A 20,290-nucleotide genomic window follows, 5' to 3' on the forward strand; every position below is an offset into this window, starting at 1 on the left:
CACCTTTAGGATGGCGAAATTCGCCACCCCGTCAAACGCCGGGAAGTCTCAGCTCCGCCCGCAGTCCCCCGGTCGGGGCATCGCCCAGGGTCAGGCGGCCGCCATAGAGCGCAGCCAGATCGGTGACGATCGACAGCCCGAGCCCCGACCCCGGCTTGGATTCGTCCAGCCGCTGGCCGCGCCGCAGCACCTGGGCGCGCTCGGCCGCCGAAAGGCCGCGGCCATCGTCATCGACCACGATCCGCAGCATCGGCGAGGCCCCGGACTGGGCCGGCGGCTCCACGGTGAGCTCGACCGAGACCCGCGAAGCCGCCCATTTGCAGGCATTGTCGACCAGATTGCCGACCATCTCCTCGAGATCCTGGCGCTCGCCGCGAAACCGCGCGGCGGGATCGGCGGTCGCCTCGACCACGATGCTGCGGTCGCGGTAGATCTTTTCCATGGTGCGGCGCAGCGCCTCGATGGCCGGCGCCACCTCCGTCACGGTGGACACGATGGTGACGCGCGCGGCGATCCGCGCCCGCTCGAGGTGGTGGGCGACCTGGTCGCGCATGACGTCCGCCTGCTCCATCACCTTGGCCGCGAAGGGGTCCGCCGCATGGGTCGCCGCTTCGTTCACGATGACCGAGAGCGGCGTCTTGATGGCATGGGCGAGATTGCCGACATGCGTGCGCGCCCGCTCGACGATCTCGCGATTGGCGTCGATGAGGGCATTGGTCTCGCGGGCCAGCGGCGCGATCTCCACCGGAAACTCCCCTTCCAGCCGCTCGGCACGCCCGGACCGGATGTCGGCGATCGATTCGGAGATGCGTTTCAGCGGCGCGAGGCCATAGCGGACCTGGAAGATGGTCGTGAGCAGCAGCACGATCCCGAGCGCGGTGAAGGTGCCGCCGAGGTAGTAGTCGAAGCTGCGGGTCTCGTCGAAGATCTCCGAGGCATCGCCGGCGACGCTGACCAGGAACTTGCCGTCGGAGCCGAGATCCACCGGGCGCTCGACCATGCGCAGGTCCTGGTTCTCCGGCCCTTCGACATAGCCGATCCGGATCCCGGCCGCCGTCAGCTCGATCCCCTGCTCCTCCAGCTTGGGCAGCTTCTTGTCCCACAGCGAGCGCGAGGCCCGTACCTCCGGCTTCTCGGTGTCGGTACGGGTGATCTGCCAGTACCAGCCGGACAGCGGCAGCTCGAACAGCGGCTCGCCCAAGGACTGGAATTGGCGGTCCGGCGGATCGTCGGGGGTGGCGACCTCGGCGATCAGGGTGCGGAGATAGAGGTTGAGCCGGCGATCGAAGGCGCGCTCGGTCGCATTGCGATACACCGAGGACAGCACGATGCCGGTGATGGCGAGGATGACCACGAGCCACGCGGTCGCGGACAGGAACAACCGGGTGGCAAGTGAACTCTGGCGCATGACCGCAAACTAGCGAAACGGCCGGGGCCCGGCCACCTCGAATGGCTGGCTCCGGAAACGGATCAGGCGCCTGCGGCCGGCGGCGGGGTCAGCAGGTAGCCGAGGCCGCGCACGGTCTGGATGACGTCGCAGTCGAGCTTCTTCCTGATGCGGCCGACGAACACCTCGATGGTGTTCGAGTCGCGGTCGAAGTCCTGGTCGTAGAGATGCTCGACCAGCTCGCTGCGCGAGACGACGCGGCCGGAATGATGCATCAGATAGGACAGCAGGCGGTATTCGTGTGAGGTCATCTTGACGGGGTTGCCCGACACGCTGACCTTGCCAGTGCGGGTGTCGAGGGTGACCGGCCCGCAGGTCAGCTCGCTCTGGGCGTGGCCGGCCGAGCGGCGCAGCAGCGCGCGGATGCGCGCCAGAACCTCTTCCAGGTGGAAGGGCTTGGCCACGTAGTCGTCGGCACCGGCGTCGAAGCCCTGGACCTTGTCGCTCCAGCGGTCGCGCGCGGTGAGAATCAAGACCGGCATCGCCCGGCCATTGCGCCGCCACGCCTCCAGCACCGAAATGCCGTCCATCTTGGGCAGGCCGATGTCCAGCACGACAGCGTCGTAGGGCTCGCTGTCGCCCAGATAGTGCCCTTCCTCCCCATCGAACGCACGGTCCACGACGTAGCCGGCGTCGCTCAGGGCCGTGGTGAGCTGACGGTTGAGATCCGGATCGTCCTCGACAACGAGCAGACGCACGCTTGCCTCCAAAGCTGAACTGCACGATTTCCGCCCTCAAGATGAACCGGAAGGCCGTGAACCGTGCATGAACGGAACCCGAGCGACCAGGTTACTTTTTGGTCATCTCGATCGGGACCGCCGGCAGGGGCCGACAGAATTGGGGCGGATATAAGCTCTGAAAGACGGGCATGAGAAGACCCGCCGCACGGATGGCGGGGCTCGAACGCGGATCTGAGGGACGCGGACGGACGTTACCCGGCCACGTAACGGAGCGGATCGAACGGTCCTCGCGTCAGGTGCGGAAGAACACGAACCAGATCAGGCCAAGGACGAGCAGCGCCAGTCCGGTGGAGATGGCCAGGATCGCCAGGACGGACGGTCCAGGCTCGCCCTGCCGCGCTTCGGTGGGGGTCTCGACGATCTGCGTCGGTCGTCTGGCTGCCATGGTGCCCTCAGCTCACTGTTATTCGCATTCCGAGCGGTGAAGCGCTCTGTCACGCACTCCCGTTGGCAACGTCGGCAGCCAGATGATGTTCCGGGCGGCGCCCCCTGCGACGGGTTAACGCCGATCCGAGAATCTGCCGGCCAGCTTGTTGAATCCGCAGCCTCGGGTGTTATCCTCGCGGCTGCCGCGAGAACGACGCCCGCAGCAGTCCGGTTCGGAGCAAGCCGTTAGTTCGGAGTTAAGTGGAGTAGGTCATGGCCCCGCGCGCCAATTGGAAGGGTTTTCTGCGCCTGTCGCTCGTGACCTGTCCGGTCGCGCTCTATCCGGCGACATCGGAGTCCGAGAAGGTCTCCTTCAACCAGATCAACCGCAAGACCGGCCACCGCATCAAATACAGCAGGGTCGATGCCGAGACCGGCGAGGAAGTCGCCAATGACGACATCGTCAAGGGCTACAAGGTCGACACCGACACCTACATCGAGGTCACCAAGGACGAGCTCGAGGACATCGCGCTGGAATCGACGCACACGATCGAGATCGACGAGTTCGTGCCGCGCACCGACATCGACAGCCGCTATCTGATCCGTCCCTATTATCTCGTCCCCGACGGCAAGGTCGGCCACGACGCCTTCGCGGTCATTCGCGAGACCATCCGCAGCATGGACAAGGTCGCGATCGGCCGGGTCGTGCTCACCAATCGCGAGCACATCATCGCGCTGGAGCCGCTCGGCAAGGGCCTGATGGGAACGCTGCTGCGCTACCCTTACGAGGTGCGCAACGAGGAAGAATATTTCGACGACATCCAGGATGTGAAGATCACCAGCGACATGCTGGATCTCGCCAAGCACATCGTCGAGAAGAAATCGGCCGACTTCCAGCCGGAGAACTTCGAGGATCACTACGAGGCCGCGCTGATCGAGCTCATCAACAAGAAGCGCAGCGGCGTGACCATCGCCGCCAAGGCTGCACCGAAGTCGAGCGGCAACGTCATCAACCTGATGGACGCCCTGAAGCGCAGCCTTGCCAGCGAGGGTGACAAGGCGCCCGCCGCTGGCGCCCCCGCGCCGAAGGCCAAGGCCAAGAAGCCGAAGAAGCGCGTCGAAGGCCAGCGCGAGATGCTGCTGCCGATCAGCGGCAAGAAGGCCAAGGACGAGCCGAAGAAGGCCGAGGAGCCGAAGAAGTCGGAGAAGCCGGCACGAACCACCGCACGCTCACGCAAGGCCAGTTGAGGCGTCGATACGGCGAACGACCTCCGAACCTTCGCGCGGCGCACGGGTCCTGTGCATAATGGTCGCTCGACCGCGACTCCCGCGAGTTCCAGCTGTTGCCGTGGGCACGCCATCGCGCGTGGTGTTGCGGGTCATCCACCAAGGACACCGCATCGATCGCCCCCCAATTGGTGGAAAAAATATCTGCCTAGGTCAGGTAAGTCGATCCTGCGATGGTGGTCCGGCGATCAGGCGCGGATTTGTGATCGTTTCGACATCACTTCGATGCTTGCGGAATGATCACGTCGCACCTAGCTCTGCGGCGCGGGATGGTGATCCGGGCGTAGGCTTCCTGATGGAAGATTGATGTGCCTGATCGGTCGGGACGACGCTGGCGAAGTCGTCTCAGCCGCACGACGCGGCGTATCAGGGGGATGTGGATGTTTCAGCACGATGCGGACCAACGCCGGGCGCAGTACGCCTAGCGATGGCACGGGTTCAGCTGTCCGAGCTCTCCGCTTTCGCAGCCGTCGCGGATTCGTTGAGCTTCACCAAGGCGGCCGCTCATCTCGGCTGCTCCTTGCCGACCATCAGCCAGACCATCAAGAGCCTCGAGGAGCGGCTGGACGTCAGGCTGTTCAACCGGACGACGCGCAGCGTGGCCCTCACCGAGGCCGGCGAGCGCCTGCTGGCGGAGATCCAGCCGATTCTCGAACGGGTCGACCAGGCCATCGAGAGCATCAACGCGTTCCGCGACAAGCCGATGGGTACCCTGCGCCTGACCGTATCCCGTGTGTTCGCCGTGAGAGGGCTCGGGCCCCTGATCAGGTCATTCCTGGCCGAATACCCGGACATCCATATCGAACTAGCTGTCGACGACACCAACAGTGACATCGTGCGCAATCGCTTTGATGCCGGCATCAGATCCGGCCACCGGGTGGAGCGCGACATGAAGGTCATCCGCGTCTTCGACGAGTGCAGCTTCGTTGCGGTTGCCGCCCCCGGCTATCTCGCGGCGCATCCCGCGCCGGCCGTGCCCGAGGATCTCCAGGCCCATAATTGCATCCGACATCGGGTCCCTGCCGACGATACGCTGCAGCCCTGGATCTTCGAAAAGGGCGGCGAGCGCACCGAGATTGCCGTGGACGGCTCCCTTATCGTCAACGACTTCGATCTGGCGCTGAATGCCGCGCTCGACGGCATCGGCGTCGCGTATCTCGTCGAGCCGATGATCGAGTCGCATCTGGCCGACGGACGGCTAATGCGGCTGCTGCCCGGCTGGCGCTACGCGACGCCCGGACTGTTCCTGTACCATCCGAGCCGCCGGCAACCGCCGATGCCGCTGCAGGTCTTTCTCGACTTCGTCAAGCGCTGGCGCAGCGGCGTCACGCTGGACGCAATGTCGCGCGCGGCGGATTACGACGCACGCGGGTTGGTAGCAGCGACGTCACATCGAACGTCGATTCACGTCGAGCCCAACCGTCGCTGAGATCGCGTTGCGAGGCTGGAGAGGTCAATCGCGCGTCGGCAGCGGCGCTGCGAACGCGCCATGATGTACGCAGCTTGCGATGTGCACCGGGATTGTTCGGGATTCCCATCTAACCTATTCACGATTATCACCATTAACAAATCGACACCGCGAGGCCAAAACCGCGGCGTGACTGCGTCGATGCTGGTGCGTGCGAGCAGCGTGTTAACGACGATCGAGTGGGCTTCGAACAAAGCAGAGCGCATTCATCAAATTGAAATTGGCTCATGCACACTTCATTCAACCATTCCGCCGGCCGCGCTGATCGAGCCGTCGTCGGAATCAGAGGTGTGGGAGCGGCAATCTGGCGAAGCCAGGGGCGACACGCGGGGGGCCGTGTGCATCGCCATCAACCGGAGAAACGGGAAATGAAGACGTTGAGGGGCCTGCTACTCGGAGCGGGAGCAGTGATATTGTCCGCCGCGGCGGCGCAGGCTGCGGATCTTCCACTGAAGGCCAAAGCCGTCGAATATGTGAAGGTGTGCTCGCTGTACGGCACGGGCTTCTACTACATTCCCGGTACCGACACCTGCATCAAGCTCGGCGGCTATCTGCGCGCCGAGACCGCGCTGTGGACCAACAGCAACTATGGTGGCGCCTATTCAGGCCAGGCCGGCGCCGATAACCGCCTGAGCAACCGCTATCAGACCCGTTCGCGCCAGGATCTGAACATCGATACGCGCACCGCGACCGAATATGGCGTGGTGCGTACCTATTTCGAGACCGTGCTGAACTGGACCTCGGGCTCCTATGGCGGTGCGGGCGCCGGCGCGACGTCCTACACCGGCGACGCCATCTCGGGCGGCATCGTCGGCGTCTACTACGCCTTCATCCAGTTCGCCGGATTCACGATGGGCAAGGCCGTGTCGACCTTCGACGCGCCCTGGACCAACTATCCTGGCAACAATTTCGACGGCCTGGTCGGCGGCAGCGGCTCCAACAACGGCGTCAACCAGTTCACCTACACCGCCGATTTCGGCCAGGGCATCACCGCCGCGGTCTCGCTGGAAGACCAGACGCAGTTCTTCACCACCAACATCTGGAACACCTCGGGCATCACCGCGGCCGGCGTGCTCGGCGGCAATTATGGCTCGAGCAGCTTCGGCGGGACGGTGTCTCCCGACATCATCGGCATGGTTCGCGTCGACCAGGCGTGGGGCATCTTCCAGGCGTCGTTCGCCGCGCATGACAATCATGCCGCCTATTACGGCGCGTCCGAGACCTCGGGTCATCCCTCCGACAAGTGGGGCTGGGCCGCGCAACTGGCGCTGTCGATCAAGAACATCCCGACCGGTCCAGGCGACGTCGTCAACCTGCAGGCGGTCTACACCGACGGCGCGAGCCGCTACAACTTCCAGAGCCTCGCCAACACGACCTATTCGATGTATGGCAGCACGGGCGTAGCCGGCGCCTATCAGAGCATCGGCTTCGCCGGCGTCGGCGACGCAGTGTTCGGCACCGGCACGGGCCTGTCGACCGTGCAGACCTGGGGCATGCGCGGCGCCTTCACCCACAATTGGGATCCGCGCTGGAATACGGCGCTGTATGGCGCCTATGCCCAGGTGCGCTATGGCCAGACGGGATCGAGCCTCATCTGTGCCGGCATCGCCGCCACCGGGATGCTGACCGCGGGCTCGACCTGCAATCCCGACTTCAATCTCGGACAGATCGGCCTCATCACCCGATGGACGCCGGTCAAGGGCCTCACCTTCTCGGCCGACGTGACCTACAGCCACCTCGACCAGAAATATTCGGGCACGGCGATTGCTCCGGCCGTCACGAGCACGGCAAAGCCGGCCGCGATCTACCAGCTCAAGGACCAGGACACGGTGAGCATGCTGCTGCGCGCCCAGCGCAACTTTTGAAGCTGGGCTGTTGAACCTCTGACTGCTCGACGAGCTTCCGGCGATGCCCCCGCCGGAAGCTTCGTTCGTGGAGACAGGCGGCGCGTCGCGAGGGATGGGGCGAAATGCGGCAGGCGTCGTGCGGATCACGACGCCTGTGACTTGTCTGACGGCGATGATCGCGCGGCGGCGTGACCGGCCGGCTACTTGATCGAGGTGTTGATCGCGGTGAACTTGCTGCTCAGTCCCGAGCCCAGGCCATTGACGGCCGCCAGGATCACGATGCTCAATCCGCCGGCAATGATGGCGTATTCGATCGAGGTCGCGCCAGCCTGATTCTTCAGGAAGCTCGCAATCAACTGCCGCATCTACCTCTCCGGTCGGGCTCGATCATCTGACGCGCCGGAAGGGCGCGCCGAGGCCGGGATGGACGCCCCGCCGGAAACCCTCCGTCATCGGCTTGAACAATCGGTTAACCCGATGAGGTACCTGCGCGGCCCAGATTCGGAGCCGGCATTCCATCGCAGGCCCGCCCTCGCCCGACCTCCGAGATCCGAACCGGAGTGCAAGCAACTGAACTTGCTTCGCTTTATTCTCAGTCCGCGGCCCCCGGCCGGTTGGCGGCAAAGCCGAGCCGCTGAATCCTCGTCCGACACATTCAGAAAAAATTCGGCTTATCCGCCAGATGCCACGTCATGATCTGGGTCAACGGCGATGGCGTGGACCGCCTTAAAGGTTATCCTGGTCGCTATGAGCACAACAGATTCCGCCCGTCCCCAGCTCAAGATCCGCAGCGTCGCGCTCGACACCGGCCGCGAGAACGTGGTCGTGATCTCCCGCCGCTCGAAGGCGTTGCGGCCCGAGGTGTTCCGCGGCTTCAGCCGCGTCGAGCTGCGCTGCAACTCGCGGACGCTGCTGGCGACCCTTCTGATCACCGACGACGACGCACTGGTCGGCCCCGACGAGATCGGCCTGTCGGAACCGGCGATGCGGCGCTTCGCCGAGCCGGCCGGCACGCGGGCGACGGTGTCGCCGGCGACCCCGCCCGAGAGCATGGAAGCGGTGCGCGCCAAGATCCGCGGCGAGACCCTGAGCGACCAGGCGATCGCGGCCGTGATCGACGATCTCGCCCACTACCGCTACTCCGACATGGAGATCGCCGCTTTCCTGATCGGCTCAGCCAGCTTCATGAGCTCCGGCGAGCTGCTGGCGCTGACGCGCGCGATGGCCAATGCCGGCACGCAATTGAAATGGCCCGAGCCGGTGGTGGTCGACAAGCACTGCATCGGCGGCATTCCCGGCAACCGCACCTCGATGGTGGTGGTGCCGATCGTCGCCGCCCACGGCCTGACCATCCCAAAAACCTCCTCGCGCGCGATCACCTCGCCAGCCGGCACCGCCGATACGATGGAGGTGCTGGCGCGAGTGAATGTCGGCGCCGACGAGATGAAGTCGATCGTTGCGGCCTGCAATGGCTGCGTGATCTGGGGCGGCCACGTCAATCTGTCGCCGGCCGACGACGTCCTGATCTCGGTCGAGCGCCCGCTCAGCCTCGACACCCGCGAACAGATGGTCGCCTCGATCCTGTCGAAGAAGCTGGCTGCCGGCTCGACGCATCTGCTGCTCGACCTGCCGGTCGGGCCGACCGCCAAGCTCACCAGCGGCGCGGAGGCGATGCGGCTGCGCAAGCTGTTCGAATTCGTCGGCGACCGTTTCGGGCTCAAGGTCGAGGTGATCACGACCGACGGCCGCCAGCCGATCGGCAACGGCATCGGTCCGGTGCTGGAGGCCCGCGACGTGATGGCGGTGCTGGGCAACGAGCCGTCGGCGCCTGCTGACCTGCGCGAGAAGTCGCTGCGGCTCGCCGCGCATCTGCTCGAATATGATCCGAAGCTGCGCGGCGGCGCCGGCTACAACAGGGCGCGCGAGCTGCTCGACAGCGGCGCGGCGCTCAAGCAGATGCTGAAGATCATCGATGCGCAGGGCCCGCCGGAATGCCGCAGCGAGCTCGGCGATCTCGCCTTCGACGTCAAGGCGGAGCGCGACGGTGTCGTGTCCGCGATCGATTGCCTGCGGCTCAATCGCCTGGCGCGTACCGCCGGCGCGCCGGTGAACAAGGGCTCCGGGATCATGCTGTTCAAGAAGATCGGCGATCGTGTCGACCAGGGTGAACCACTCTATCGCGTGTTCACCTGCGATCCGTCGGAGCATGATCTGGCCGCAGCCGCAGCTGCCGCCAACCACGGCTATGGCTTCGCCGACGGCGCGAATGGTCGTTCGTGATGAACCGTCATCGAGCATCGATCCATCGTCCTCGGGAGACCACCGCATGAGTGTGACCGTTCGCTTCTGCGGTGCCGCGCATACCGTAACCGGGTCCTGCTATCTGGTGCGGAGCGGCAAGAGCCAGTTCCTGGTCGATTGCGGCCTGTTCCAGGGCCAGAAGACGCTGAAGGAGCTCAACTACGGCGACTTCCCATTCCGTCCCGCCGACATCGACGCCGTGCTGCTGACGCATGCGCATATCGACCATAGCGGCCTGCTGCCGAAGCTGGTGCGCATGGGCTTCGACGGCAAGATCTTCGCCACGCGCGGCACCATCGATCTCTGCTCATGGATGCTGCCCGATGCCGGCAACATCCAGGAGCAGGAGGTGCTGGCGCTGAACCGCCGCAACATCGCGCGCGGCCGCGGCGAGGTCAGCCCGATTTACACCCAGGCCGACGCCATCACGGCGCTGCAATACTTCCAAGCCGTCCCCTACGAGACCTGGACCGAGATCATTCCAGGCGTTCGCGCCCGCTACTGGAATGCCGGCCATCTGCTGGGCTCCGCCTCGATCGAGATCGAATTCGCAGGACAAGGCGCCGATGGCGGACCGCTGCGGCTGCTTGCCTCCGGCGATGTCGGGCCCGACGCCAAGCTCTTGCAGCCCGATCCGAAAGCGCCGGAGGGATTCGACTACGTGATCTCGGAGGCGACCTATGGCGACCGCATTCGCGAGCCGACCACGCCGGAGCTGCGCCGCGGCCGTCTGGCCGGCGAGGTGCGCGACGCGGCGGCCGCCAAGGGCGCGCTATTGATCCCGGCCTTCGCGGTCGAGCGGACGCAGGAGCTGATCGTCGATCTGGTCGGCCTGATGGAGCGCGGCGAGATTCCGGCCGCGCCGGTGTTCCTGGATTCGCCGCTGGCGATCCACGCCACCGAGGTGTTTCGCGCGCACACCGAGAGCCTCGACGGCGGCAGCGATGTCGGCCGTCTGTTGTCGTCGCCGCATCTGCGCTTCACCGAGACGGTCGATGAAAGCAAGGCGATCGCCAAGCTGACCGGATTTCACATCGTCATCGCCGCCAGCGGCATGTGCGATGCCGGTCGCATCCGCCATCATCTCAAGCGCTGGCTGTGGAACAACCGCGCCACCGTGCTGCTGGTCGGCTATCAGGCCACCGGCACGCTGGGGCGCTTCCTGCAGGACGGCGTCAAGGCGGTGCGCATCCAGGGCGAGGAGATCAAGGTCGCGGCACGCATCCGCATGATCGACGACTATTCCGGCCACGCCGACGGCGCCGAGATCGCCCGCTGGATCGCGGCCCGCCGCCCGATCGCGCGCGGCCTTTTTCTGTCCCACGGCGAGGATGCCGCGATCGCGGCGCTGGCAGCGCGCGTCGCCGAGCGGATCGTGCCGACCGCGAAAGTGTTCTCCCCCCTGCTCGACGACGTCTACGAGCTGACGAGCGCGGTGCCGACGCCGCTCGACGTCGCGCGCCGGCGGCGGCTGGCACCGGAGGCGGTCACCCGGCTGGACTGGCACAACGACATGTCGGGCCTGCTGCTCGACATCCACGAGCGGATCGAGCAAGCCGCCGACGATCGTGCCCGCGGCGTCATCATCCGCCGCCTGCGCCGGGCGCTGGAAGAGTGATGCGAGCGGCGTAGCCGCGAAGGCTGCGCGCCTGCGATGTTCGTCGTCGAACGGTCACACTTTGATCGCACCTTCAGGACGATCGGGTGCGGTGCGAAGCTCGCAGACGGCGACGCTCTCGCAGCTTGTGCATATTGAAACACACAACGTGCCGACGGCTGGTCTCCGAGAGCTGTTCTGATAGGCTCGACACGTGGTTCATGACAACGGAACGATCCGGGTGAACCGGGCGCAGGTGGGGAAACGAGGGGCTCTCACATGCATCAACCATCGAAATGGTGGGCGGGACTGATCGCTGTTGCCGTGCTCTGGCTCGCGGCCGTGAGCTTCAAGACGGCTGATGTCGAGGACGACATTGGGCCGCGGGCACGCGCCGCCGTCGCGGCCGCCGTCCCGGACACAGCCGCGGCCCTCAAGGTCACGGTCGCGGGCCGTGACGTTCGCATCGCAGGGCCGGAGTTCAGTCCCGATCAGGCGACGAAACTGGAGGACGCCGCATCGGTCAGCGGCGTCCGGCTCGTCGAAGGCACCTACGACAAGCTGCCGACACCGAAGCCCTATGCCTTCCGCGCCACGCGAAACGGCGGCCAGCTCGTGCTCGAAGGCGCGGTGCCGACGCCCGCCGTTCGGAATGCCGTGCTCAATGCCGTCCGTTCGTCCGGTGGTGAAGTGGTCGATCGCCTCTCCTATGCGCTGGGAGCTCCGGCCGACTTCGCGGCCATCGCGAGCCATGGATCGGTCCAGGCCGCCAAGCTCAATGGCGGCACGTTCGCGCTCGCGGACAAGGCTTATTCGATCGCAGGTGCCGCCGCCTCATCGGACGTCTATGAGGCTGCCGTCGCGGCGACGCGGCAGCTGCCGGGCGGCGCCGTGCTCAACAAGGTGGCGATCCTGCCGCCGGAGGCAAAGCCGTTCATCTGGAGCGCGGTTCGCGAGGACAACACGCTGGTGATGTCCGGCGTCGTTCCGAATGACGATATCAGGCGCGCGCTCGAGGCCGCCGCGATCAAGGCCTGGCCCGGCGCGTCGGTGATGCATCACATGCAGATCGCCCGTGGCGCGCCTGCTGGCGATTTTGGCGCCTACACGTCCTATGCGCTGGCGGAGCTTGCCAGGCTGAGCACGGGCCGCGTCGTCATCTCCGACGCCACCTATGCGATTTCGGGCGAGGCGCCCTCCACCGCCGCCTACGATGAAACGATGGCCGGGATCGGCAAGCTGCCGACCGGGCTGAGCTTGGCGAAAGCCGAGATTCTGCCGCCGGAGATCAAGCCCTATCGCTGGTCGGCGGAGTTCGACGGCACCGGCTTGAGCCTCACAGGTCTCGCGCCGAGCGGAGCGGCCCGCGAGGCGATGCTGGGCTCCGCCAGTGGACAGTTCGACGGCAAGCCGATCAAGAGCCAGATCGGCATCGCCCGCGGCGCCCCGGATGGCGACCTTGCCAAAGCGAGCGCGAGCCTGCTGCAGCAGCTCGCCAGGCTGTCGCAGGGGCGCGCCGAGATCAGCGACACCCAGGTCTCGCTCAGGGGCGTCGGGCTTGCCAACGTCACCGGCGCAGCCGTGCGCGAGCAACTGGCCGGCGCCCTGCCCGCGCCGTTCGCGCTCGCGTCCATCGACGTCCGCGACGGCCCGGTCTCGCCTTACGCGTTCGGACTGCAGAAGCAGGACGGCCGTGTCATGCTGAGCGGCTACGTGCCTGATGACGCCGCCCGCCGCGATCTCGTCGACGCCGCCACAACGACCTTCATCACCGAGACGGTCGAGGACGGTCTGAAGATCGGCGACGGTGCGCCAAAGGATTACGTGCAGTCGCTGAAGGCGACGTTCCCGGCGCTGGCGCGGCTATGGTCGGGCGCGCTGACGGCGAAGGACGCGGCGATCACGGTCGACGGGCTCGCCATCTACGACAAGTCGGCCGAGCAGGTCCGCAAGGAGCTTGCCGAGGCGGTCGGCAGCGGCTTCAAGCTCGACGACGTCAAGATCGGCGTCAAGCCGGAAAGCCCGCCACTCGCGGTCGCGGAGTGCCAGCCGGCGTTCAACGGGCTGCTCGCCAAGGGCCGCATCCGCTTCAGCACCGGCAGCGCCGAGCTGAGCCGCGCCTCGCTGGCGCTGCTCGATCACCTGATCGAGGTTGCGCAGCGCTGCAAGGATGCCGAGATCGCGATCGAAGGCCACACCGACAATGTCGGCGACGAAGCTGACAACATGGACCTCTCCAAGCGCCGGGCGGCGGCGGTGGTCGGCTACATCGGCGACGCCGGCATCGACACCTCGCGCATGACCTCGGAGGGCTACGGCCAGACCAAGCCGGTCGCCTCCAACGACACGGCCGAAGGCCGCGCGCAGAACCGCCGCATCGAATTCGTCGTCAAGTGAGGCGCTGACATCATGATGTACGACCTTGCGACATTTCCGTTCTGGATCATCCTCGCCGTCGGCATCGGCGGCTTTGTCGGCTGGCGCACCTGGTCGGACGAGCCACGGCCGGACTGGCTGAGAAGCTGGCTGCTGCCGGCGACGCTCGCTCTCGTCATCGGGATCCTGATGGCGCTGCTGACCGTGCTGCCCGGACGTGCCGGCCTGTGGCTCGAGGTCGGCCTGCTGATGGTCGGCGCCTATCTGCTCGGCTGCCTGATCGGCGGACAGCTCAGGGAATATGTCGGGTTGGGTGACACCAGTGCGATGTCGCCGGGCGGGCCTGGAAGCAGCGTCGCGTTCGCCGGCGCACCGGCGGCGGCCAGTCCTTGGGCGGACAGCCCATCCCCGGCTGCGCAAGCCGCAGCCAGCGTCGAGGCCGATCGCCTTGCCACTGAAGCTGCCGCGAAAGCTGAAGCCGAACGTGTTGCGGCCGAAGCCGCTGCACGGGCGGAGGCCGAGCGTCTCGCCGCCGAAACGGCCGCAAAGGCCGAGGCTGAGCGGCTCGCCGCGGAAGCCGCGGCAAGGGCCGAGGCTGATCGCCTGGCGGCTGAAGCCGCAGCGAAGGCCGAAGCCGAACGTCTCGCTGCCGAGGCGGCGGCGAACGCCGAGTCCGAGCGCCGTGCTGCGGAGGCCGCCGCGAAAGCCGAAGCCGACCGCCTCGCTGCGGAAGCAGCCGCGAAAGCAGAGGCCGATCGTGTTGCGGCGGAAGCGGCTGAAAAGGCCGAAGCCGAACGCTTGGCCGCCGAAGCGGCGGCGAAAGCCGAAGCAGACCGTCTTGCGGCAGAGGCCGTTGCGAAAGCCGAGGCGGAAGCCCGGCGTCTCGCGGCCGAAGCGACCGCCAAGGCCGAGGCCGATCGCCTCGCCGCCGAAGCGGCCGCACGCGCGGAAGCCGATCGCCTTGCCGCCGACGCCGAGGCGGAACGGCTTGCCGCCGAGGTCGCCGCATCATCGGCCCCGGAGAGCCCGGCCTCGGCCGACGACAGACCGCCGGCCCTGCCCGCCCCCGAGGGCGCCGCTGACGATCTCAAGCTGATCAAGGGCATCGGGCCCAAGAACGAGCGCGTCCTCAATGACATCGGCGTGCATCATTTCAGCCAGATCGCGGCGTGGTCGCCTGACCATGCGCGCTGGGTCGGCCATCACATGGCCTTTCCCGGCCGGATCGAGCGCGAGCACTGGATCGCGCAGGCCAAGCTGCTCGCGGCCGGCCTCGACACCGCGCATTCCAGCGCGGTGAAGTCCGGCGCGATCACCATCGACGAACACGCCGACGCGCCGCTGAGCGAGGACGAGGCGAGCTACCTCCTGGCCCACCTGCCGGCGCTGATGCCGCCCGTCGAGAACGAGGATGTCCATGGCGGCGCCCGCCCGCTCGGGCTCGTCGCGCCGCGCGGCGGCCAGGCCGACGATCTCAAGCTGATCAAGGGCATCGGCAAGCAGAACGAGGCGCGGCTGCACGGCCTCGGCATCTGGCATTTCGCGCAGATCGCGGCCTGGACCGCCGAGCACGCCAAATGGGTCGGCTCCTATCTGGCGTTCGCAGGACGGATCGAGCGCGAGCAATGGGTCGCGCAGGCCAAGGAGCTCGCAAGCGGCGGGACCACGGAATTCGCCCGCCGCGTCGAGGCTGGTCTGGTCAAGTCATCCGCCGACGACGGCTCCCGCGGGCAGGACAACGTCGAGATCGTCCGGCCGCGCGAGTAGCGGCGCCAACCAGAGCATGATCCGGAAAAGTGGAAACCGGTTTTCCGAAAAGATCATGCTCAAACAAAGAGATGAGATCATGATGCGATTCCGTGGAATCGCATCATGATCTCAACGAATCGTCGGGTGTGCAAAGGCGCTGACTTGCCCTCTCGTCACGCGCGATGGTGATGGCGCCGTGCCCACCCTGCTTTCCTACTCGGCGAGCTCGACCGCCTCGCTGCGCGACGGGCCGGCCAGCGGCCGTTCCTCCATCAGCATCATGCAGACGGAGGCGCAGGCCAGCATCGCGGTGGCCGCGGCATAGACGAAGCGGAAGGCATGGATCATGTCGGCTTCCGCGATGCCGCTGACCGCGCCATGGGCGCCCTCGGCCAGCGAAATGTCGGCGCCCAGCGCCATCAGCAGGATGGCGCTGAAGGCCGCAACCGTGAACGAGGACATCATCGAACGGAAGAAGTTCATCGCGCCGGTGATGGTGCCGATCTGGGAGCGGTCCACCGCGTTCTGCAGCGACACCACCGAGATCGGGAACGCGGTGCCGAGCCCGATGCCGTAGATCGACAGCAGCACCATCAGCCCCCACAGAGACGGCGTCGTCACCGTCATGACCGCGGCGGCAATGGTGCCGATGATCGTGCCCACGATGGCGACGCGCTTGTAGTGCTTGACCCGGGCCATGGTGCGGCCGGCAACCGCGGCGCCGAGGGTCGAGATCGCCGCGATCGGAATCAGGCCGAGGCCGGCCTGGCTCGGGGTCAAATGATAGACCAGCTCGTAATAGAGCGGCAGATGGACCGTGAGCCCGATCAGGGCGCCGAGTGCGCAGCCGCTCGCCAGCATGCCGTAGGGCACCACCGTGCCGCCCATCAGCGCCAGCGGCAGGAACGGCTCATCGGCCCGCTTGGCGTGCCAGACGAAGGCCAAGCCGAGCGCCACCGCACTGCCGATCATCGCCAGCAGCGTCGGCGACAACCAGGCCAGCTTGTGGCCACCCCAGGTCAGCACGAGCATGAACACGACGGCCGAGGCCATCAGCAGCAGGCCGCCGGCCCAGTCGACCTTGCGCAGCCGGTGGTAGACCGGCAGCCGGCCCATCTTGGGCAGCAGCAATGCGAGCGCCGCGATCGCGAGCGGGACATTGATCCAGAAGATCATCGACCAGTGCAGATGGTCGGCGAAGAAGCCGCCGATCACCGGCCCGAGCAGGCCGGCGAGCAGCCAGACCCCGCTGAAATAGGCCTGGTACTGGCCGCGCTCGCGCGGGCTGACGACGTCGGAGATCACGGTCTGGACCACCGGCATGATGCCGCCGCCACCCAGCCCTTGCAGGCCGCGGGCGAGGATCAGCACCGGCATGTTCGGCGCCAGCGCGCAGACGACCGAGCCGACCACGAACAGGCTGAGCGCGGTGATGATCATCGAGCGGCGGCCATAGATGTCGCAGAGCGTGCCGAACACCGGCGCCACCGCGGTCGACGCCAGCAGGTAGGCGGTGATCACCCAGGAGAGATTGGTGACGTCCTGAAACTCGCGACCGATGGTCGGCAGCGCGGTCGCCACGATGGTCTGGTCGAGCGCGGCCAGGAACATCGTCAGCAGCAGGCTCATCAGGATGGTGCGCACCTCGGCCTGGGTCAGCGGCACCGGCGGCGCAAGCGACGGCGCATCCTCGATCGCCTGAACCTGCGGCGGAATGGCCGGCAGCTCGGCGGCGATCTCTTCGGGCAGGGATTGGGACGCGGCAGGGTAATGCGTCTGCCGATCAAACTTGTTCATGGGATGAATGCCGTGCCCGGGCGCGACGACGCCGCGCGGATTCGCTGTCTGGCGAACTACTTAAGGCATAATTTTCCCGTGCGGCAGCGGGTCGGGTGCATGGGTGCATTCCGACAGCACGGGAACGGTCGCATCATCGTGACTTGCTGCGGGTGCGAGGTGATCGCGCTATTTCGGCCTTCGCTTCAACTTGGCCCGCTTCGGCAGCAGCACCGGCCACTGCACGATGTGGTCCTCGAGCTGGTCGTCCGGAACGTCGTCCTCGGTGCCCTCGACCCGGCCACGCACCGAGACGCCGGCTTCATGGACCGTCTGAGGATCGCCCGAGATCAGGGGATGCCACCAGTAGAGATCGCGCCCCTCAGCCACGAGGCGGTAGCCGCAGCTCGGTGGCAGCCAGGTCAGCGTGCGGACGTTCTCAGGTGTCAGGCGAACGCAATCCGACACCTGTTCGGAACGATTCGGGTAGTCCTTGCAGGCACATAGCCCGGCATCCAAGAGCTTGCAGGAAATGTGGGTGAAGTAGATGTCGCCGGTATCCTCGTCTTCCAGCTTCTCCAGGCAGCAGCGCCCGCAGCCGTCGCAGAGGCTCTCCCATTCCGCCTCGGACATCTCTTCCAAGATCTTGGTTTTCCAGAACATTCCCTCCTGGCCCGAGGGACGTTTGAGCGGTGCGGTCATCGGGCGATTCTCAAAGAGGGCGTGAGGTGGCCGCCATCTAGGTGCCCGGCCCCGAGCCGCGCAAGGGGCTTTGCCGATTACGGCGGCACGTTAGCTTTGTGCATCAAATTGTGAGCGGAACCATTGGTTTGTGACCCCCGCTCGGCTAGATAGATGATTGAGTCACTCCGGCGGCGGCGCCGGCAATGCGGCTTGGGGTCAGGTGCTCGGGTTCGGGCGGCTGACTGTGCAGTGCCATGGGTTTGCCGCAACAATCGCGCAAGACCCTTCGATGGCCCCCAGCCCCACTTGCTGAGTGCTTTCGAAGCCAGCTGACACGCTTTCGAAACGACCAGGGTTCCCGTGCGGCAGATCATTCCAGACGATTGGAAGAAGCGGATCAACAATTTCCGCCTGGATCTCGACGCCCGCTTCGATTCGGCGCTGTTCTCCTCCCTGCGCGGCACCCGCGAGCTGTATGAGCGCTATTCGGCGTTCATGGACCGCTTCTATGTCGGCGGCTGGAAGCGCTGGGTGTTCGTCGAGCCGTTCTCGGAGGCGGCCACGATCGGGCTCGGCGGCCTGGTGCTGATGCTGGCGCTCGCGATCCCCGCCTTCCGGGAAACTGCCGATGAGGACTGGCTGAAGAAGTCCGACCTCGCCGTGACCTTCCTCGACCGCTATGGCAACCCGATCGGCAGCCGCGGCATCAAGCACAATGATTCGATTCCGCTGGAGGACTTCCCGGACAATCTGATCAAGGCGACGCTCGCCACCGAGGACCGCCGCTTCTACGACCATTTCGGCATCGACATTGCCGGCACGGCGCGCGCCCTCGTCACCAACGCCCAGGCCGGCGGCGTCCGCCAGGGCGGCTCCTCGATCAGCCAGCAGCTCGCCAAGAACCTGTTCCTGTCCAACGAGCGCACCATCGAGCGCAAGGTCAACGAGGCGTTCCTGGCGATCTGGCTGGAAACCCGGCTGACCAAGAACGAGATCCTCAAGCTCTATCTCGACCGCGCCTATATGGGCGGCGGCACCTTCGGCGTCGACGGCGCGGCACACTTCTATTTCAACAAGTCGGTGCGCGACATCAACCTCGCCGAAGCCGCGATGCTGGCCGGGCTGTTCAAGGCGCCGACCAAGTTCGCCCCCCACATCAACCTGCCCGCCGCCCGCGCCCGCGCCAACGTCGTGCTCGACAATCTGGTCGATGCCGGGTTCATGACCGAGGGCCAAGTGTTCGGCGCCCGCCGCAACCCGGCCTTCGCAGTCGACCGCCGCGACGAAAGCTCGCCGAACTACTTCCTCGACTATGCCTTCGACGAGATGCGCAAGCTGGTCGACACGTTCCCGAAGTCTTACACCGAGCGCGTCTTCGTGGTGCGGACCTCGATCGACATGACCGTGCAGCATGCGGCCGACGAGGCGATCGAGAACCAGTTGCGCCAGTTCGGCCGCGACTATCACGCGACCCAGGCGGCAACCGTCGTCTCCGACCTCGACGGCGGCATCCGCGCCATGGTCGGCGGCCGCGACTATGGTGCCAGCCAGTTCAACCGCGCAGTCGACGCCTACCGGCAGCCGGGATCGTCGTTCAAGCCTTACGTCTACACCACCGCGCTGCTGAACGGCTTCAAGCCGACCTCGATCGTGGTCGACGGCCCGGTCTGCATCGGCAACTGGTGCCCGCAGAATTATGGCCATTCCTATTCCGGCTCGGTGACGCTGACGCAGGCGATCACCCGCTCGATCAACGTCGTCCCGGTCAAGCTGTCGATCGCGCTCGGCGGCAAGGAGGGTCCGAAGGCCGGCCGCGCCAAGATCATCGAGGTCGCGCGGCGCTTCGGGCTCAAGGCGCCGCTGCCCGACACGCCGTCGATGCCGATCGGCTCCGACGAGGTCACGGTGCTGGAGCATGCGGTCGCCTATGCGACCTTCCCGAACAAGGGCAAGGCGGTGACGCCGCATTCCGTGCTGGAGGTCCGCACCGGCGCCGGCGACCTGGTCTGGCGCTGGGACCGTGACGGGCCGAAGCCGAAGCAGGCAATCCCGGCCTCGGTTGCTGCCGACATGGCGGGCATGATGAGCCACGTGGTCAGCGAAGGCACCGCACGCCGCGCCGCACTCGACGGCATTCCAACCGCCGGCAAGACCGGCACCACCAACGCCTATCGGGACGCCTGGTTCGTCGGCTACACCGGCAACTTCACCTGCGCGGTCTGGTACGGCAATGACGACTATTCGCCGACCAACCGTATGACCGGCGGCTCGCTGCCGGCGCAGACGTGGCACGACATCATGGTCGCCGCGCATCAGGGCGTCGAGGTCAAGGAGCTGCCCGGCGTCGGCATGGGCGAAAAGCTGCCGCAGTCGGCGTCCGCCGCGATGGCACAGGCCGGCCAGCCGAAGACGCTGGAGATCAAGCCCGGTCCGCCGCCGATCCTGACCCGCCGCGGCGCCGAGGTGCTGGTTCAGGTCGAGAAGATGCTGGACGATGCGGCGCGCCTCGCCGAGAAGGCCGCGCCTGCCGATCCGCGCAAGCCCGGCAAGCCGGTCTCATCGAGCGCGCTGGCCTTCCCTGAGAACTACGCCGCGGCAACGGCCGACGGCGTCACCACCCCTGCCCTGCGCAAGAACTGACGTCAGCGATCC

15 protein-coding genes are annotated in these 20,290 nt (G+C 66.4%); 9 read left to right on the forward strand and 6 right to left on the reverse strand.

What is annotated here, in order from left to right; all coding sequences use genetic code 11:
- Nucleotides 1–31: 31 nt before the first annotated feature.
- The 3 genes from ACQR13_RS00170 to ACQR13_RS00180 all read right to left on the reverse strand — a co-directional run bounded on the left by ACQR13_RS00170 (nucleotide 32) and on the right by ACQR13_RS00180 (nucleotide 2,572).
- Entirely contained in the window at nucleotides 32–1,408 is a 1,377-nt protein-coding gene (locus tag ACQR13_RS00170; RefSeq protein WP_316187285.1) for a sensor histidine kinase, read from the reverse strand.
- 62 nt (nucleotides 1,409–1,470) lie between these two features.
- Nucleotides 1,471–2,145 (reverse strand): response regulator transcription factor, encoded by a 675-nt coding sequence (locus tag ACQR13_RS00175; RefSeq protein ID WP_006614547.1) that lies wholly within the window; start codon nucleotides 2,143–2,145, stop codon nucleotides 1,471–1,473.
- Nucleotides 2,146–2,419: 274 nt separating this feature from the next.
- Nucleotides 2,420–2,572 (reverse strand): hypothetical protein, encoded by a 153-nt coding sequence (locus ACQR13_RS00180; RefSeq protein WP_315756472.1) that lies wholly within the window; start codon nucleotides 2,570–2,572, stop codon nucleotides 2,420–2,422.
- Between the two features lie 254 nt (nucleotides 2,573–2,826).
- Between ACQR13_RS00180 and ACQR13_RS00185 the strand changes: the two genes are divergently transcribed.
- The 4 genes from ACQR13_RS00185 (at nucleotide 2,827) to ACQR13_RS00200 (ending at nucleotide 7,173) form a co-directional block, all read left to right on the forward strand.
- The gene (locus ACQR13_RS00185) at nucleotides 2,827–3,801 is read left to right on the forward strand and encodes a Ku protein (RefSeq protein WP_315753055.1); all 975 of its coding nucleotides are present in this window, start codon (nucleotides 2,827–2,829) and stop codon (nucleotides 3,799–3,801) included.
- 466 nt (nucleotides 3,802–4,267) lie between these two features.
- Nucleotides 4,268–5,269: a LysR family transcriptional regulator gene (locus tag ACQR13_RS00190; protein WP_315753057.1), complete on the forward strand. Its 1,002-nt coding sequence runs from the start codon at nucleotides 4,268–4,270 to the stop codon at nucleotides 5,267–5,269.
- 60 nt (nucleotides 5,270–5,329) lie between these two features.
- Nucleotides 5,330–5,680 (forward strand): hypothetical protein, encoded by a 351-nt coding sequence (locus tag ACQR13_RS00195; protein ID WP_315753058.1) that lies wholly within the window; start codon nucleotides 5,330–5,332, stop codon nucleotides 5,678–5,680.
- A complete protein-coding gene (locus ACQR13_RS00200; RefSeq protein WP_434862486.1) occupies nucleotides 5,677–7,173 on the forward strand; it encodes a porin in 1,497 nt (498 codons plus the stop codon). The genes ACQR13_RS00195 and ACQR13_RS00200 overlap by 4 nt, the downstream gene beginning before the upstream one ends.
- A gap of 182 nt (nucleotides 7,174–7,355) precedes the next feature.
- Here the strand turns inward: ACQR13_RS00200 and ACQR13_RS00205 are convergent, their stop codons facing one another.
- On the reverse strand, nucleotides 7,356–7,520 hold the full coding sequence (locus tag ACQR13_RS00205) for a Flp family type IVb pilin (protein ID WP_315716136.1): 165 nt from the start codon (nucleotides 7,518–7,520) through the stop codon (nucleotides 7,356–7,358).
- A 382-nt stretch (nucleotides 7,521–7,902) separates the two neighbouring features.
- On the opposite strand from ACQR13_RS00205, the gene ACQR13_RS00210 reads away from it, so the two are divergent.
- The 4 genes from ACQR13_RS00210 (at nucleotide 7,903) to ACQR13_RS00225 (ending at nucleotide 15,196) form a co-directional block, all read left to right on the forward strand.
- Nucleotides 7,903–9,435, forward strand: coding sequence for a thymidine phosphorylase family protein (locus tag ACQR13_RS00210; RefSeq protein ID WP_434862487.1), 1,533 nt, complete (start codon nucleotides 7,903–7,905; stop codon nucleotides 9,433–9,435).
- A 46-nt stretch (nucleotides 9,436–9,481) separates the two neighbouring features.
- Nucleotides 9,482–11,074: an MBL fold metallo-hydrolase gene (locus ACQR13_RS00215; protein WP_434862488.1), complete on the forward strand. Its 1,593-nt coding sequence runs from the start codon at nucleotides 9,482–9,484 to the stop codon at nucleotides 11,072–11,074.
- Nucleotides 11,075–11,332: 258 nt separating this feature from the next.
- The gene (locus tag ACQR13_RS00220) at nucleotides 11,333–13,450 is read left to right on the forward strand and encodes an OmpA family protein (RefSeq protein WP_434862489.1); all 2,118 of its coding nucleotides are present in this window, start codon (nucleotides 11,333–11,335) and stop codon (nucleotides 13,448–13,450) included.
- A 12-nt stretch (nucleotides 13,451–13,462) separates the two neighbouring features.
- Nucleotides 13,463–15,196, forward strand: a complete 1,734-nt coding sequence (locus tag ACQR13_RS00225) for a cell envelope biogenesis protein TolA (RefSeq protein ID WP_434862490.1) — start codon at nucleotides 13,463–13,465, stop codon at nucleotides 15,194–15,196.
- 195 nt (nucleotides 15,197–15,391) lie between these two features.
- Here ACQR13_RS00225 and ACQR13_RS00230 read toward each other — a convergent pair whose 3' ends face one another.
- Nucleotides 15,392–16,975, reverse strand: a complete 1,584-nt coding sequence (locus tag ACQR13_RS00230) for an MDR family MFS transporter (protein WP_434862491.1) — start codon at nucleotides 16,973–16,975, stop codon at nucleotides 15,392–15,394.
- Between the two features lie 168 nt (nucleotides 16,976–17,143).
- Nucleotides 17,144–17,656: a YcgN family cysteine cluster protein gene (locus ACQR13_RS00235; protein WP_315739849.1), complete on the reverse strand. Its 513-nt coding sequence runs from the start codon at nucleotides 17,654–17,656 to the stop codon at nucleotides 17,144–17,146.
- Nucleotides 17,657–17,998: 342 nt separating this feature from the next.
- Between ACQR13_RS00235 and ACQR13_RS00240 the strand changes: the two genes are divergently transcribed.
- The gene (locus ACQR13_RS00240) at nucleotides 17,999–20,278 is read left to right on the forward strand and encodes a transglycosylase domain-containing protein (protein WP_315716129.1); all 2,280 of its coding nucleotides are present in this window, start codon (nucleotides 17,999–18,001) and stop codon (nucleotides 20,276–20,278) included.
- The last annotated feature ends 12 nt before the right edge of the window (nucleotides 20,279–20,290 follow it).

This window comes from Bradyrhizobium sp. HKCCYLRH3059, from assembly GCF_051168035.1.
Taxonomy (GTDB): domain Bacteria; phylum Pseudomonadota; class Alphaproteobacteria; order Rhizobiales; family Xanthobacteraceae; genus Bradyrhizobium.

Bases quoted from the DNA above. Each gene is read 5' to 3' on its own strand.
- ACQR13_RS00170 (WP_316187285.1), bottom strand. From the start codon at position 1,408: ATGCGCCAGAGTTCACTTGCCACCCGGTTGTTCCTGTCCGCGACCGCG.
- ACQR13_RS00190 (WP_315753057.1), top strand. From the start codon at position 4,268: ATGGCACGGGTTCAGCTGTCCGAGCTCTCCGCTTTCGCAGCCGTCGCG.
- ACQR13_RS00195 (WP_315753058.1), top strand. From the start codon at position 5,330: ATGATGTACGCAGCTTGCGATGTGCACCGGGATTGTTCGGGATTCCCA.
- ACQR13_RS00220 (WP_434862489.1), top strand. From the start codon at position 11,333: ATGCATCAACCATCGAAATGGTGGGCGGGACTGATCGCTGTTGCCGTG.
- ACQR13_RS00180 (WP_315756472.1), bottom strand. From the start codon at position 2,572: ATGGCAGCCAGACGACCGACGCAGATCGTCGAGACCCCCACCGAAGCG.
- ACQR13_RS00200 (WP_434862486.1), top strand. From the start codon at position 5,677: ATGAAGACGTTGAGGGGCCTGCTACTCGGAGCGGGAGCAGTGATATTG.
- ACQR13_RS00185 (WP_315753055.1), top strand. From the start codon at position 2,827: ATGGCCCCGCGCGCCAATTGGAAGGGTTTTCTGCGCCTGTCGCTCGTG.
- ACQR13_RS00230 (WP_434862491.1), bottom strand. From the start codon at position 16,975: ATGAACAAGTTTGATCGGCAGACGCATTACCCTGCCGCGTCCCAATCC.
- ACQR13_RS00210 (WP_434862487.1), top strand. From the start codon at position 7,903: ATGAGCACAACAGATTCCGCCCGTCCCCAGCTCAAGATCCGCAGCGTC.
- ACQR13_RS00205 (WP_315716136.1), bottom strand. From the start codon at position 7,520: ATGCGGCAGTTGATTGCGAGCTTCCTGAAGAATCAGGCTGGCGCGACC.
- ACQR13_RS00215 (WP_434862488.1), top strand. From the start codon at position 9,482: ATGAGTGTGACCGTTCGCTTCTGCGGTGCCGCGCATACCGTAACCGGG.
- ACQR13_RS00225 (WP_434862490.1), top strand. From the start codon at position 13,463: ATGATGTACGACCTTGCGACATTTCCGTTCTGGATCATCCTCGCCGTC.
- ACQR13_RS00235 (WP_315739849.1), bottom strand. From the start codon at position 17,656: ATGACCGCACCGCTCAAACGTCCCTCGGGCCAGGAGGGAATGTTCTGG.